At 45.9% G+C, this 14,119-nt stretch carries 14 protein-coding genes and 2 riboswitches; of the genes, 8 read left to right on the top strand and 6 right to left on the bottom strand.

What is annotated here, in order from left to right:
• Nucleotides 1-127: 127 nt before the first annotated feature.
• The 3 genes from MHH76_RS07585 (at nt 128) to MHH76_RS07575 (ending at nt 4,655) form a co-directional block, all read left to right on the top strand.
• On the top strand, nt 128-1,780 hold the full coding sequence (locus MHH76_RS07585) for a diguanylate cyclase (RefSeq protein WP_023856782.1): 1,653 nt from the start codon (nt 128-130) through the stop codon (nt 1,778-1,780).
• A gap of 148 nt (nt 1,781-1,928) precedes the next feature.
• Complete coding sequence (locus MHH76_RS07580; protein ID WP_023856781.1) at nt 1,929-2,801, top strand: Ku protein; 873 nt, start codon at nt 1,929-1,931, stop codon at nt 2,799-2,801.
• Nucleotides 2,802-2,804: 3 nt separating this feature from the next.
• A complete protein-coding gene (locus MHH76_RS07575; protein WP_023856780.1) occupies nt 2,805-4,655 on the top strand; it encodes a DNA ligase D in 1,851 nt (616 codons plus the stop codon).
• 5 nt (nt 4,656-4,660) lie between these two features.
• Here the strand turns inward: MHH76_RS07575 and MHH76_RS07570 are convergent, their stop codons facing one another.
• From MHH76_RS07570 to MHH76_RS07560, 3 genes are all read right to left on the bottom strand, one after another.
• The gene (locus MHH76_RS07570) at nt 4,661-5,122 is read right to left on the bottom strand and encodes a MarR family transcriptional regulator (RefSeq protein WP_020451117.1); all 462 of its coding nucleotides are present in this window, start codon (nt 5,120-5,122) and stop codon (nt 4,661-4,663) included.
• 173 nt (nt 5,123-5,295) lie between these two features.
• On the bottom strand, nt 5,296-5,475 hold the full coding sequence (locus MHH76_RS07565) for a hypothetical protein (protein ID WP_020451116.1): 180 nt from the start codon (nt 5,473-5,475) through the stop codon (nt 5,296-5,298).
• Nucleotides 5,476-5,579: 104 nt separating this feature from the next.
• Nucleotides 5,580-5,735, bottom strand: a complete 156-nt coding sequence (locus tag MHH76_RS07560) for a hypothetical protein (RefSeq protein ID WP_020451115.1) — start codon at nt 5,733-5,735, stop codon at nt 5,580-5,582.
• Nucleotides 5,736-5,926: 191 nt separating this feature from the next.
• Between MHH76_RS07560 and MHH76_RS07555 the strand changes: the two genes are divergently transcribed.
• The gene (locus tag MHH76_RS07555) at nt 5,927-6,259 is read left to right on the top strand and encodes a MerR family transcriptional regulator (RefSeq protein WP_020451114.1); all 333 of its coding nucleotides are present in this window, start codon (nt 5,927-5,929) and stop codon (nt 6,257-6,259) included.
• A 30-nt stretch (nt 6,260-6,289) separates the two neighbouring features.
• Here the strand turns inward: MHH76_RS07555 and MHH76_RS07550 are convergent, their stop codons facing one another.
• The 3 genes from MHH76_RS07550 to MHH76_RS07540 all read right to left on the bottom strand — a co-directional run bounded on the left by MHH76_RS07550 (nt 6,290) and on the right by MHH76_RS07540 (nt 8,852).
• Nucleotides 6,290-6,697 carry a hypothetical protein gene (locus tag MHH76_RS07550; protein WP_020451113.1) on the bottom strand — a complete coding sequence of 136 codons (408 nt, stop codon included), beginning with the start codon at nt 6,695-6,697 and terminating at the stop codon, nt 6,290-6,292.
• Nucleotides 6,698-6,788: 91 nt separating this feature from the next.
• Nucleotides 6,789-8,144 carry a magnesium transporter gene (mgtE, locus tag MHH76_RS07545; protein ID WP_020451112.1) on the bottom strand — a complete coding sequence of 452 codons (1,356 nt, stop codon included), beginning with the start codon at nt 8,142-8,144 and terminating at the stop codon, nt 6,789-6,791.
• A gap of 248 nt (nt 8,145-8,392) precedes the next feature.
• Nucleotides 8,393-8,557: riboswitch (M-box (ykoK) riboswitch) on the bottom strand.
• Between the two features lie 139 nt (nt 8,558-8,696).
• The gene (locus tag MHH76_RS07540) at nt 8,697-8,852 is read right to left on the bottom strand and encodes a transcriptional regulator SplA domain-containing protein (RefSeq protein WP_020451111.1); all 156 of its coding nucleotides are present in this window, start codon (nt 8,850-8,852) and stop codon (nt 8,697-8,699) included.
• Between the two features lie 292 nt (nt 8,853-9,144).
• Here MHH76_RS07540 and MHH76_RS07535 point away from each other — a divergent pair, with 292 nt between their 5' ends.
• The 4 genes from MHH76_RS07535 to MHH76_RS07520 all read left to right on the top strand — a co-directional run bounded on the left by MHH76_RS07535 (nt 9,145) and on the right by MHH76_RS07520 (nt 14,087).
• Nucleotides 9,145-10,098: a S8 family peptidase gene (locus MHH76_RS07535; RefSeq protein ID WP_023856779.1), complete on the top strand. Its 954-nt coding sequence runs from the start codon at nt 9,145-9,147 to the stop codon at nt 10,096-10,098.
• A gap of 132 nt (nt 10,099-10,230) precedes the next feature.
• Nucleotides 10,231-10,418, top strand: a riboswitch (cobalamin riboswitch).
• A gap of 148 nt (nt 10,419-10,566) precedes the next feature.
• Nucleotides 10,567-12,855, top strand: coding sequence for a 5-methyltetrahydropteroyltriglutamate--homocysteine S-methyltransferase (gene metE, locus MHH76_RS07530; protein ID WP_026579820.1), 2,289 nt, complete (start codon nt 10,567-10,569; stop codon nt 12,853-12,855).
• 207 nt (nt 12,856-13,062) lie between these two features.
• Nucleotides 13,063-13,377, top strand: coding sequence for a hypothetical protein (locus MHH76_RS07525; RefSeq protein WP_020451108.1), 315 nt, complete (start codon nt 13,063-13,065; stop codon nt 13,375-13,377).
• Entirely contained in the window at nt 13,374-14,087 is a 714-nt protein-coding gene (locus MHH76_RS07520; RefSeq protein ID WP_039072681.1) for a hypothetical protein, read from the top strand. Before MHH76_RS07525 ends, MHH76_RS07520 begins: the two co-directional genes overlap by 4 nt.
• Nucleotides 14,088-14,119 lie beyond the last annotated feature (32 nt).

The following is a 14,119-nucleotide window of genomic DNA, read 5'->3' as shown; positions in this document are numbered from 1 at the left end:
ATTATACCGGATGTAGCGCTATTGCCGCTTTTTTATGTCAACGGTTAAGAGTACGGCAGTCTGGCCTTTCATAATACAGTATAGAAATTCAGATTTTTCATCATAGTACAAAAAGGCGGAGAAGAAAGTGACAGAAGTTTTTGGTGAATATAATGGATGGTTCGTTCTTTTATCCTATATCACTGCGGTTTTGGCAGCATACACAGCCCTTGATTTATCGGAACGGGTCGTCCATACAAAGGGCAGGAAAAATATCGGATGGCTTTTGGCCGGATCCCTCACGATGGGGCTTGGTATCTGGTCTATGCACTTTATCGGGATGCTGTCATTTCAGACAGCCGAAGAAATGAAATACGATTTGAGATTCGTCTTGCTTTCGATTGTTGCCGCTTTCGCAGGCTCGCTCATTTCATTTTATGTTGTGAATGGAAAAGAACCGACGAATGCAAGACTGGCGGCGGGCTCCCTTGCAATGGGAAGTGCGATCGCATCCATGCATTTTCTCGGGATGGAGGCGATGGAGAATATGACAATCGTCTATCATCCCGTTCTTTATGCCGCCTCTTTTGCAATCGCCATTTTCGCCTCCTTCGCTGCCTTAAAACTGTCAGTGGTATTCGCCAAAAAAACCGGCTCCTTTCGGATCTTGTTCATTAAAATCGGAAGCGCGCTTTTAATGGGCGGCGCCATTTCCGGCATGCACTATACAGGAATGGCAGCAGCTACGCTTTTCATGACTGACGGCCGTGATACAGGCCGCGAAGGAATCGATGCAATTGAACTGGGCATTATGATCGTACTTGTCAGCCTGATGCTTCAATGCTTCTTGATTTTCGGCGCCTTCACTGACAAGCGTCTGCTGTTTCATATCGAGAAAATCAAAGATAATGAGGAACGGTTCCAGTCCTTAATTAACCACAACATTGATCCGATCTACGTGTTTTCACTTGAAGGCAAAATGCTTTCCGCCAATTCATCGGGATACAGCCTTCTTGAAAAAATGGGAGTTGAGCCTGAGCGCCTGTCTTCGTTTTTTCGACAGGAGGATCATGACAGACTGCTCAACTGGTTTCTTCAGGTCCAAAATGAAAAACAGGCCCTCAACCGCGACACGGAAATCGAAATAGCTGAAAAGCGTTTTGATGTAAATGTGACGCTGATACCGGTGTACGTCAGAAAGCAGCTTGACAGCATTTATGTCATTTGTAAAGATATGACAAACCAGCGTGAAGCAGAACGCAAAATCCATAGAATGGCTCACTATGACGCGTTGACAGATTTGCCAAACAGACGGTATGCAGTCGACCATCTCGCAAATGCTCTGGAGCGGCAGAAGACGGGGACGGCCGTATTGTTTTTGGATTTAAACCGTTTCAAAGTGTTTAATGACGCCCTTGGCCACGACGTCGGAGATCTGCTGCTGGTGGCAGCAGCACAGCGTTTGGCGCATTGTGTGCCTGATGAAGGCTTCATCGCCCGGTTAGGCGGTGACGAATTTATCATTGTCGCCCCTTTACATGGAACCGATCAGCTGACCAGGCAATTGATCAGTCAGTTTGAAACGCCTTTTCACATTAAAGAGCACCGCCTCAAAACATCCGTCAGCATCGGAATCGCCGTTTCCCCGGCCGATGGAACAGACGGTGATGAGCTGATGAGAAAAGCCGACATGGCCATGTACGCCGCGAAGCACAAAAGCAAAAGCAGATATCAATATTTTTCTTCTTCTCTCGCCAGAAAGAACAGGCCGTCTTTGCAGGAGGAACCCGAGCCGAACTAAGCGCTTTCCCCAAGCAAATCACTGTATCGCCGCAAGCATCCGGGCCGAAGCCTGGATGCTTTTTTTTCGCGCTGTTATCCATAAGTTGCTATTCATGAAACAATCTGCAGAGAGGCATCAATAAAAGAAAAGGAGTTGAACCGAACCGATGCATACGATGTGGAAAGGCTCAATCAGCTTCGGCCTTGTCAATATCCCCATTAAACTGTTCGCAGCGACAGAGGATAAGGATATTAAATTAAGGTCGCTTCATAAAGAATGCCGCGCCCCGATTCAGTATGAGAAAAAGTGCACAAACTGCCACCAGGAAATCGCGCCCGACGACATCGTCAAAGGCTACGAATATGTTAAAGGCAAATACGTCGTCTTATCGGACGATGAGCTGAAACAGCTCAAAGAAGAGCAGGAAGACAAAGCTGTCGAAATTGTTGATTTTGTCCAGCTAAAGGAAATCGACCCCATCTATTTCAACCGTTCATATTTCGTCGGACCGGGAGATAACGGTGTAAAAGCGTACTCACTTTTGCGCGAAGCGCTCAGAAAAACAGAAAAGATCGGAATCGCCCATATGACCATCCGCTCCAAAAAACAGCTCGCCATTCTTCGCGTCTACGAGAACTGCATTTTAATGGAGTCTATCCACTACCCTGATGAAGTCCGAAACGCGGCCCACGTACCCGGTGTTCCGGAGGAAACCGCGGTCAACGAAAAAGAGCTGCAAACCGCGATTTCACTAATAGACGAGCTGACGACGACATTTGCGCCTGAACAATATGAAGATACGTACAGACTTGCGCTGATAGATAAAATCAAAGAGAAAATCGATCATAATGAGGGTGTCACACCAAATGCCGGAGCCGCCGCTCCGCGCGAGGATGTCATCGATCTCGTGAGCGCTCTCCAAGCCAGCATCGAACGGACAAAAGCGCCTGACCGGGAAGCTGCAAAAACGCCTGTTGCAAAAGGAACCGGGGAAAAAAAGAAAAAAACGTCGCGCAAAAAAGCTTCAGAGGCAAAATAAAAAATGGGAATTACGATGCAGCCCGTGTTGACCACATCCGCTCCTTCAGGCGGCAATTGGCGGTATGAAGCCAAGTATGACGGGTATCGGGGGCTTTTAAAAATTTCTGCGGCCGGCGACGTTTCGCTCATCAGCAGAAACGCGCAGCCGCTCGAAAACACATTTCCGGAAATTACGGAATTTGCAAAAAGCATGATCGAAAATCTCAAAGAACACTTGCCGATCACGATTGACGGGGAAATTGTGTCGTTGACAAACCGTTTTCGTTCCCGGTTTGAATACGTCCAAAAAAGAGGGTTAAGCAAAAAGGCCGAGTTGATTGAACAAGCTGCCGCGAAGAAACCGTGTCAGTACCTCGCTTTTGATTTACTGGTCTTTAAAGGAGAAAGTTTAACCTCACTCCCCTATACCGAACGAAAACGCGTGCTTTCCGACCTGATGAAAGAACTCGGCTTGCCGATGGCTCCCGATCCGATGGCTCACGCACGAATTCAATATATCCCTGACACTTCAGATTTCCATGCTCTATGGAATGCTGTTAAAAGGTTTGACGGCGAGGGAATTGTTGCGAAGAAAAAAGACAGCCGCTGGGCTGAAAATAAAAAAACAGCCGAATGGCTCAAGCTCAAAAACTACAAAAAAGCAGCTGTATTTATGACAGGCTACAACATGGCAAACCGTTATTTGACAATCGCCGTCTATGACCGCGGTCAAATCAAAGAAGTCGGTTCGGTTTCCCACGGACTCGGAGAACAGGAAAGAAACGCCATTCTTTCAATCGTCAAGCAGTACGGAACCGAAACAAAGCCCGGCGAATATACCATAGATCCGTCGATTTGCATGACGGTCCATTATTTAACGATTCATTACGGGACATTGCGCGAGGTGTCGTTTGTTTCTTTTGAATTTGACATGGCTTGGGAAGATTGTACTTACAAGCGCCTGCTGCTTCATGCAAGAAACGTCCACCCCGATTTGCAGCTGACAAGCCTTGATAAAGTCATCTTTCCTAAAAGCAATAAAACAAAAGCGGATTACATCGGATATCTGAATGAAATCGGCGATTTTCTGCTTCCGTTTCTCGACAATCGGGCGCTTACCGTTATCCGTTATCCGCACGGTTCCGGCGGAGAATCTTTTTTTCAAAAAAACAAGCCCGACTACGCACCCGAATTTATCACGTCCATTCGGGATGACGAGCACGAGCATATCATCTGCAGCGATTATTCAGTCCTGCTGTGGCTTGCCAATCAGCTTGCGCTGGAGTTCCATATCCCTTTTCAAACAGCGGATACGACCCGTCCGACCGAAATCGTTTTCGATCTCGATCCGCCTTCAAGGTCGGAGTTTCCACAGGCCGTCAGAGCCGCGAATGAATTGCACCGTTTATTTGAACAGCTTGGCCTCTTGTCTTTTCCAAAGCTGTCGGGAAATAAAGGGATACAAATCTATATTCCGATTTCAAAAAACGCCTTTACTTATGAAGAAACCCGCCTTTTCACAAGCTTTGCGGCTTCTTATTGCGTCTCACTTTTTCCCGATCTGTTCACAACCGAACGCCTGATTAAAAACAGGGGCGGAAAACTCTATATTGATTATGTGCAGCACGCTCCGGGAAAAACGATCATCTGCCCGTATTCCACAAGAGGCAATGAGATTGGCACAGTGGCCGCACCACTGTTTTGGGATGAAGTCCATTCAGACTTGGCACCCTCAAATTTTACGATGGAGGCTGTCATCAAACGCACAAAGGAGCTCGGATGCCCTTTCGAAAGCTTCTTCAGACAGCCCCAAGACAAACAGATCAAAGCTATTCTCGATCACTTAAAAGAAATTGACCGTTCGGAAAACTGACTTTTTCAGCGAAACAATAGGTGCTGGCTGTGGATTCCGGCTTTTTTTAAAAGGGCCATCAGCTGCTCCTGTTCCTCTTTTGTCAAGCCTGAAAAAGCCCGCGCAATTCTCAGGGAGTGGATCGGATAAATCTCATCGAGATAAGCCTTTCCCTTCTCTGTCAAATTCGCATAGACAGACCGTTTATCTTTCGGGTCCTGCTCTCGTTTGATGAAACCGTTTTTTTCCAATTTGTCGATCACATAGGTTACGTTTCCGCTTACAAGGAGCAGCCTCGAGCCGATTTGCTGCAGCTTTTGGGCTCCCCTCGTATACAAAAGCTCCAATACAGCAAATTCTGTAGGATTAAAGCCGTGTTCCTTGCTGTCCCGAATACTATGTTCTGAAACGCTTTTAAAAGCCCTGGCAAAAACCTTGTACAGCGACATAGCACGGTGAACTTCTTCCTCATTAAACGAAAGTCTCATATCATCTACCTCTTATACTATTTTCTTAAAATGAACCCGGGAAATGAAAACCCTTACAAATATAGAAAAAGAAAGGGTCATGCTTTTCCCATATTCTATAAGTATATATTTTCGTGATTCGAAAGAAAACTCCTGCTTATTTTTTTTAAGATATTAAAAAGAAGCCCGTTTTTTCAAAATGGCCGATTTTGAACACGGGCTTTATTTTTCCGGAAAAAATAAAAATATTCTTTTCTGAGCTCCGTAATCGTCATCCTCTGCAAAACATCCTGATTATACTCACCGAGTGAGCTCAGTTTTTTTGAGTAATGGTTTCTTTCCTTTTCCAAAGCGTTTTTTAACAACCTGCTCATGATCTTCTCCTTTCATTTTCGTGTGTTGTAATATAAGAATAGACCTTATTTATTAACCAGGCTTTAAGGCCGTGTAAAGTTTGCTTTCACTCCCACTTCCGGATTTAAGAGGACTTTTGATAAAAGCCGTTCTGCACCGCCCTCAGCAGCGGAAACGCATCCTTTCCGGCAAGATTCATTAATGTCTCGAGCAATTCGTCTCTTTTAATGTCTAAAGCAACGATTTCTTTGGCGAGTGAGACCGCTTTGTGTTCCTTCATCCAATGATTCCCCCTCATCAGTCTGTATCTACAGCATACAAAACACTTTTACCCCTTGCATGGTTCCTGTAAACTTTTCTTCCGCGATTTTTTTAAAAGTTTTTCAACAATGTTAGATTTTCTAACAAACGTCAGGTTTTTTCGCGCGTTTTCTTATATAATACAAAAAAAGTCATCTTAGGGGTGGGAAAATGACAGTCGAAGATCTTTCTTATAAAGATAAAAAAGTGATTTCTATTGGCATTGTCAGCGAGCTGACGGGTTTGTCGGTCAGGCAGATCCGCTATTACGAAGAACGCAAGCTGATCTATCCGCAGCGCTCTTCAAGAGGCACGCGCAAGTATTCCTTTGCTGACGTCGAACGGCTGATGGAAATCGCAAACAAGCGGGAAGACGGTGTTCAGACGGCAGAAATCCTCAAAGATATGCGCAAAAAAGAACAGAGACTGAAAAACGACCAGCAGCTCAGAAAGAAAATGCTCGAAGGACAGCTTAACGCTCATTTTAAATACAAAAACCGCTAAAAAAACGAATCATACCCTCCGGATGATTCGTCACCTGTTTTCCTGCTGTTTCGTTTCCTTTATGTATCCGATGAAATCAATCATAACGCCTTTATCTGGATCATTGCGTATCCGAAACGCGATCGTTCCGGGCTGACCGGTATTTTCCATCTTGTAAGCGGCATGAAACACATGGATGCTCGCTTCAGAAATTTGAAAATCATCAGCACGAAGCCCGGAAATTCCCCATTTCTGTTTGTTTTCCAGGATTGTTTCCGGAGAGGGGGTTGCGCCCTCCACGTACAACCGCTTCATTTTTGACACATCATCGTTCAATATCGCCTCAAGCATACCCTCGACTGCGACGAGCCGCCTGTCTTTTCCTTCATCTTCATTCTGACAGCCGGCAGCAACCATTGCAACGGCTAAACAAATCAGCACAGCTGCAAATCTTCTCATACCAATCCCCCCTGATCTCTGCCTAAAATATATAGGCTTTTACGGATTCTGGCAAGCAAAAAACCCTCCCTAAAAAAGGAGGGCTGCTGTCTTACAGTGAATGAATGAATGCAGTTGCAATACCGAAGTAGATCAGCAGTGACAAAATGTCATTTAAAGTTGTGATCAGCGGACCCGATGCAATCGCAGGGTCGACGTTGCACTTGTGAAGGATGATCGGGACGATCGTTCCCGCCATCGTTCCGATGATCAGTGTGGCAAAGAGCGAAGTCCCTACCACAAATCCGAGCAGCAGATTCCCCTGCCATACAATCGCGATTCCTGTAATCACGACCGCACAAACAACGCCGATAATAATGCCGGCCTTGAGCTCCCGGAAAATCAAGCGGAAAATCGTTTTTTTATTGAGTTCTTCTTTTGACAGCCCTCTGATGACGACAGCGAGAGACTGCGTTCCGGTGTTACCCGTCATTCCTGCAATCATCGGCATAAAAAAGGCCAATGCGACAACCTGCTGCAGTGTGTCTTCAAAATAGCTCATGATGCTGCCTGAGATCAAACCGATGAACAGAAGCAAGATCAGCCACGGCAGACGTCGATATGCAGCGACATACGATTTTGTATCAAACGTGATTGCTTTACCTGATGCAGCAAATTTTTCGTAGTCTTCATTCGCTTCTTGGATGACGATGTCAATAATGTCATCGACCGTTACGATCCCGACAAGCTCATGGTTTTTTTCTACAACGGGAATCGCCAGAAAGTCGTACCGCTCAATGAGCCTTGCGACTTCTTCCTGATCTTGAAGAGCGTCCGCCGAGATGACCCTTGTAAACATTAATTCCTGAACCTTCTCATCGGGTTCTGCCAAAATGAGATCCCGGTATGAGATAACCCCGACAAGCTGCTTTTGTTCATTGATAACGTATAAATAGTTGATCGACTCCGCGATTTCCGCAAAGCTTTTCAGCTTGACAACCGCTTCTTTTACCGTGTAATGCTGCGGAATCCAGACATAGCGGTTTGTCATGATTCTTCCCGCTGTTTCAGGTGGGTAGTTCATCAGAACGCGGACCGCTTCAGATTCTTCCGCTTCCATACTGGAAAGAAGCTGGTCTTTCAGCTCTGAGTCCATTTCCTCGAAGAGCGCGGCAAGGTCGTCGTTGTCCATTTTATTCATCACATGGATCGCCTTTTCCTTGCCGACCTTGTTCAGAACGACAAGCTGCTCTTCTCTGTCCAGTTCGCCCATGAGATCGGTAATGTCTTCAACCGTTAAAAAAGACAGATACCGGCCGCGGTGCTTTTCGGGCATTTCCTTAAACAGAATCGCCATATCATAAGGCTGCAGTTCCTCTAAAACGTTTTGAAACTCTTTTCGTTTTCCGTCTCTCAGTAAAATAATAATGCGTAAAATCAGTTCATCATATGTCATGTTTTTTACCATGGCAATCTGTACCTCCCTTTTCAGGAGATCCTTATATCACCATAGCAAAAGGGGTGAAGTATAAGGATCTCCTCATCAATCAATGTGTGATGCTGTAAAATATTTCTCGTATGATTAAACCGCCTCGAATGGGGAGAATCCATACTTCCACCTCCTTGTTTAATACGGAAAGTTCACTTTCCTCAAAAAATAAAAAAACACCTATTTCATTGAAATGAAGGTGCTAAAAGCCATACAAAATAAAACCCTAACGCCTTCCATCGTAGAGCTTTAGCACTGTATGGCATAGGCAGCATGCCAGCTGCATTAAAAATCACCTTAGATCGATGATTTCTGTTGACCCATTGGCGTCTTTGGACATTTTTGGGCAGCAGCGTATCTCCATACAGGAGCCTCACCTAACGAAGAGCTGTATTTACCGGACACAATGAGATTACAGAAAAAAAGGATAACTGTCAATAAGAAAAGCAAACTTAATGCTCTCTATTATGGTTGATTCCCTTTTTCGTCAAAATTAAACCAGCTCTTTCGCCGAGATGCCGAGCTCCGTTCTTACTTTTCGCTATCCTGTTCAAGGTCGTCCTTTGACAGCAGGTGATAGTTTTCGTGCAGCAAAAGCGCGTATTCTCCTTCATATTTTGGATGCGGCACAAACTCCGCCTGCTCGATTGACAATTCGTCTCTTTTTTCGTTTTCTTGTTCTTTCACCCTGTATCAACTCCTTTTTATAATAGGATATCCTTTTGCCGGGATAATATGATGAAGCGAAATCTCATATATATAGTGATTCTCTCGCCCTTTCGCCGATTTCACAGGTCTTTTCGCTTACAATTCCAGCATTGTTCGCAGTTATTCGACTTTTCTCCTCTATTATCTATATTTTTTAACTTTTCATAAAATTCATACAAATGAACCTTTTTTTAACAAAGTGAATGTTTTACAATAAAATCACGCACCTTGTAACCCATCTAAAGCAGCATATAACAGGGAGGGCTTTGAAATGCAAATGCGATTAATTCCTTATGTCACTGACACAAAGCTGATGGACGTGAACGAATTGCCGGAAGGAATCGATGCGATTAAGGCACCGGAGCTGTGGTCACAAGGTTTTAAAGGAAAAGATATCACTGTCGCAGTGCTTGATACAGGCTGTGACGCAACCCATCCCGATTTGGCAGACCGAATCATCGGAGGCAGAAACTTTACTGATGATGACAATGGAAAAGAAGATCAATTTCATGATTATAATGGACATGGCACCCATGTGGCGGGTACGATTGCCGCAAACGATCAAAACGGCGGCATCTCCGGCGTGGCACCTGAAGCGAACCTATTAATCGTCAAGGTGCTCGGCGGTGAAGACGGCAGCGGCGATTATGAATGGATCATCAACGGGATCAACTACGCCGTCGAACAAAAAGCCGATATCATTTCAATGTCGCTCGGCGGACCTGCCGACGTTCCGGAATTGAAAGAAGCGGTGACAAACGCCGTGAAAAACGGAGTGCTCGTCGTCTGCGCCGCCGGAAACGAAGGCGACGGCAATGACCGTACAGAGGAGTACTCATACCCTGCTGCATACAACGAAGTCATCGCTGTCGGGTCTGTGTCATTGACGCGGGAGTCTTCCGAATTCTCAAATGCGAACAAAGAAATTGACCTCGTTGCACCAGGAGAAGAAATCCTCTCTACATTGCCCGATCATCAATACGGAAAGCTGACGGGAACATCGATGGCCACACCGCACGTCAGCGGCGCGCTCGCTCTCATCAAGTCAGCTGAAGAAGAGGCGTTTAAACGGAAGCTGACAGAACCGGAACTGTATGCTCAGTTAATCCGCCGCACGCTTCCTCTTGATTACTCAAAAGCGCTGATCGGCAATGGATTCTTATATTTGTCGGCGCCGGAGGTACTGGCGGAAAAAGCCGGCGAAGCAAAACTTCTTTCCCTTTAACAGCCTAAGGAGGCTGCCGACAATGTCGGCGGCCTTTTTCATGGCTATCGATAAGGCTGAATCTTTTTAATTGCAAGAATTCAAAAATTATTTTGACTAAAAGATCGTGACGGTATATAATCTACTAAACAATTTCATCGCCGGGAACATGGTAATCTAACGAGGTTAGATTTTAAAAGGGAAGTTTGGTGAAAATCCGACGCGGTCCCGCCACTGTGAATGAGGAGGTTATTTCATAAAACCCACTGTTTCTATACGGGAAGGGGGAAATAACCGTCGATTCATGAGCCAGGAGACCTGCCTGTTCTGACGCACCATCAACCTACGGTCGATAGGAGGTGTTCGAGTTGACGTAACAATCGCTACGTTTATTTCTCGTTCGCAAAATGCTGTTTTCAGGCATTCACCTTCTCATTGTCCGAAGTGTGAGTGTCTTTTTTTATTGAACACTAAAAGGAGGAGACCAGAATGACAAATGTAAAAACGAGTAGCTTGGGATTTCCAAGAATCGGCTTGAACAGAGAATGGAAAAAATCGCTTGAGGCTTATTGGAAAGGAAACACAGACCGTGAGACCTTTTTAAAAGAAATGGACGAACAATTTTTAGCAGCCCTCCAGACCCAGCTTGATCAGCAAATCGATATCATACCGGTTTCCGACTTTACCCTGTACGACCACGTTCTTGACACGGCGGTGATGTTCAACTGGATTCCAAAAAGATTCAAGGATGTACATGATCCGTTAGATACTTATTTCGCAATGGCGAGAGGCACGAAAGATGCTGTATCGTGTGAAATGACAAAATGGTTTAACACAAACTACCATTATATTGTGCCTGAATTTGAAAAAGGCGCACAATACCGCGTGACGAGAAACAAACCGCTTGAAGATTATAAAAGAGCAAAAGCAGCATTGGGAACAGAAACGAAGCCCGTCATACTCGGCCTTTACACTTTCGTAGCCCTTGCAAAAGGCTATGAACAACAAGATATCAAAGATATTTATAGCCAAATGACGCCTCTTTACATCCAAGTTCTGAAAGAGCTTGAGCAGGAAGGCGGCAAATGGGTGCAAATCGACGAGCCTGCTCTAGTGACGGCTTCACATGAAGAAGCGGCTGCAGTCAAAGAAATCTATCAGACGATTACAGAGGAAGTCCCTGGAGTGAATATCCTTCTGCAAACCTATTTTGATTCGGTTGACGCTTATGAAGAGCTGATATCGTTTCCTGTCGCCGGGATTGGTCTTGATTTTGTTCATGATAAAGGGAAAAACTTCGAGCATTTAAAAGCGCACGGTTTTCCTAAAGGCAAAGTCCTTGCCGCCGGTATTTTAGACGGGCGCAACATTTGGAAAGCCAATCTCGAAGAACGCCTGGATCTGACGCTTGAGCTGATCCAGAGTGCGGGTGTTGACGAAGTCTGGATTCAGCCTTCAAACAGCCTGCTTCACGTCCCTGTCGCAAAACACCCGGACGAGCAGCTTGCCGATGATCTCTTGAACGGTTTATCTTTTGCAAAAGAAAAGCTTCTGGAGCTTACACTGCTGAAGAACGGACTTGTTTCCGGAAAAGCGGCCATCCAAACGGAAATCGATGAAGCGCACGGGCACCTTCAAGCTCTCAAACAATACGGTGCAGCGACAAATTCGGCCTTTGCCGAAGAAATAGACAAGCTGACCGAGGAAGACTTTAAACGCCCGACAGCTTTTGAAGAAAGACTGCGGATCCAAAATGAATCTCTCGGACTTCCTCTATTGCCGACAACGACGATCGGCAGCTTCCCGCAGACAGCGGAAGTGCGGAGCGCGCGGCAAAAATGGCGGAAAAAAGAATGGTCTGACGAGCAGTATGAAGTATTTATTCAGAAAGAAACAAAGAAATGGATTGACATTCAGGAAGACCTCGGACTTGACGTTCTCGTTCACGGAGAATTCGAACGGACAGACATGGTTGAATATTTCGGTGAAAAGCTCGGAGGATTCGCCTTTACCAAATACGCCTGGGTTCAGTCATACGGTTCCCGCTGCGTCCGTCCGCCGGTCATCTATGGAGATGTCGAGTTTAAAGAGCCGATGACGGTAAAAGAAACAGTTTACGCCCAATCCTTGACCTCGAAGAAAGTCAAGGGCATGCTGACAGGTCCTGTTACCATTTTAAACTGGTCCTTTGCCCGCTATGATCTGCCGAGAAAAGAGATTGCCTTCCAAATCGCCCAAGCTCTCCGCAAAGAGGTTGAAGCGCTCGAAAAAGCAGGCATTCAAATCATCCAGGTCGATGAACCCGCCTTGAGAGAAGGCCTGCCGCTTAAAGAACGGGATTGGGACGAGTACCTTAAATGGGCTGCCGAAGCGTTCAGACTGTCCACTTCATCAGTAGAAGATACGACGCAAATCCATACGCATATGTGCTACAGCAACTTTGAAGATATTGTAGACACGATCGAAGATCTTGACGCAGACGTCATTACGATCGAGCACAGCAGAAGCCACGGCGGATTCCTTGATTATCTGGAACAGCATCCTTACCTGAAAGGACTCGGGCTTGGCGTCTATGATATTCACAGTCCCCGCGTCCCTTCCAGCGATGAAATGCTCACGATTATAGAAGATGCGCTGAAAGTCTGCCCGGCTGACCGCTTCTGGGTAAACCCTGACTGCGGTTTAAAAACGAGACAGCCTGAAGAAACGATCGCAGCGCTTAAACATATGGTTGAAGCAGCCAAACAAGCAAGAGGCAAACTCGCTCAGACTGTTTAATTCCACAAAAAATCCAACACAAACGCCGCCTGTTCACACGGGCGGCTCTTTTCATGTCCTCAGCCCTTTTTAGGCCGAAAGAACCGTTATATAAGGTACGTCCGCCCAAAAATCATTAAGACTTTTGATTCATTCGTACGATTTCCTTCCGTATCCTTTTCTTTTAACATATTTGTAGTAGATGATGGAAGGGAAGGAAAATATGTAGTGATTGACGATGGAATAGCGTTAGAACGAAAAATCAAACGAAAAATATATCAGGAAGACATTCACTCTCTTCAGCTATACGTAAAAGAAGTGACTGCCGCCATTGACGAGCTGAGGCAGGAAAGTTCTTCTATTTTAAAAGCACACCAAATGTATATCAACGGATGGCGCGGACAGGCGCGCGAAATGTATGACGCACTTTTGGACGATCTTGACCGGGCGGAATCGCGCGTGTATGACAGGCTGAGGGCCATTAAGGAGCAGGCGTCCGAAGAAATTGAGCGGCTTCAGCTGAAAGCCGAGGAGCTGACATGACGATCCGGCTGAACATCAATGATCTGCACGCGCTCGCCCGCCAATTTCGCTATTCCCACCAGCGAATCAGCGATTTAATAAACCTTTTGAACCGCCATTTTCATGTTCTTTTCTCCAGCGTGAAAGCAGCAAGCACATACGGGATCGATCAGGCGCAATCCGAAATGGAACATGAACTCAATGGATTTTTACACACGCTCGATGATTTGCAGCATCTTCTGCACTTTACAGAAATCCGCATGAAAAAGACCGATCAAATGCTTGCAGAGAAGCTCTTACAGAGCGGCGGGCGTCTGGCAGGCTACCTGCCGATCATGTCTTTTTTGGCTGCGGCAAAATGTTCCCCTGACAGCTACAGACTGACCGCGCCGCCGCTGTCTGAACCGCTCGCTCTCATGAAGCAGATCAAACAAAACGGCCTGTCAGGACTCTTTACGAAAAAACGAGCCGCAGCATATATTCAGTTAGATGAAGAAGGACAGCAGCAGCTGTGGTCAGCACGCCGCATGATCAGCCGCACAATCGCTGACAACCTTTGCCTTCTGGCGTATCAGCAAATCGCAAAAGGCCCGCTTTCTCTTACGGTCTTCCTTTTCGGAAAAAAAGCGGAAGCAGATGCGGCAGATGTCAAAACCGTTTGTCTTTCAAAAAACAAAACGATTTCCGCTGCCACGCTCCACAGCTTCAGTGCCAAAATGTATTCCGGCTAAGAGGCTCGGAGCGGACTTTCACAGGATATGAT

Source organism: Bacillus sp. FSL L8-0193 (assembly GCF_037976065.1).
Lineage (GTDB): Bacteria > Bacillota > Bacilli > Bacillales > Bacillaceae > Bacillus > Bacillus paralicheniformis.
The sequence above is the reverse complement of the archived record's forward strand: the minus strand, read 5'-3'. Positions and strand labels throughout refer to the sequence as shown.

Excerpts from the sequence above, each read along its gene's own strand:
- MHH76_RS07580 (WP_023856781.1), top strand. The coding sequence starts at position 1,929 with ATGCATACGATGTGGAAAGGCTCAATCAGCTTCGGCCTTGTCAATATC.
- MHH76_RS07575 (WP_023856780.1), top strand. The coding sequence starts at position 2,805 with ATGGGAATTACGATGCAGCCCGTGTTGACCACATCCGCTCCTTCAGGC.
- MHH76_RS07570 (WP_020451117.1), bottom strand. The coding sequence starts at position 5,122 with ATGAGACTTTCGTTTAATGAGGAAGAAGTTCACCGTGCTATGTCGCTG.
- MHH76_RS07565 (WP_020451116.1), bottom strand. The coding sequence starts at position 5,475 with ATGAGCAGGTTGTTAAAAAACGCTTTGGAAAAGGAAAGAAACCATTAC.
- MHH76_RS07560 (WP_020451115.1), bottom strand. The coding sequence starts at position 5,735 with ATGAAGGAACACAAAGCGGTCTCACTCGCCAAAGAAATCGTTGCTTTA.
- MHH76_RS07555 (WP_020451114.1), top strand. The coding sequence starts at position 5,927 with ATGACAGTCGAAGATCTTTCTTATAAAGATAAAAAAGTGATTTCTATT.
- MHH76_RS07550 (WP_020451113.1), bottom strand. The coding sequence starts at position 6,697 with ATGAGAAGATTTGCAGCTGTGCTGATTTGTTTAGCCGTTGCAATGGTT.
- mgtE (WP_020451112.1), bottom strand. The coding sequence starts at position 8,144 with ATGGTAAAAAACATGACATATGATGAACTGATTTTACGCATTATTATT.
- MHH76_RS07535 (WP_023856779.1), top strand. The coding sequence starts at position 9,145 with ATGCAAATGCGATTAATTCCTTATGTCACTGACACAAAGCTGATGGAC.
- metE (WP_026579820.1), top strand. The coding sequence starts at position 10,567 with ATGACAAATGTAAAAACGAGTAGCTTGGGATTTCCAAGAATCGGCTTG.
- MHH76_RS07520 (WP_039072681.1), top strand. The coding sequence starts at position 13,374 with ATGACGATCCGGCTGAACATCAATGATCTGCACGCGCTCGCCCGCCAA.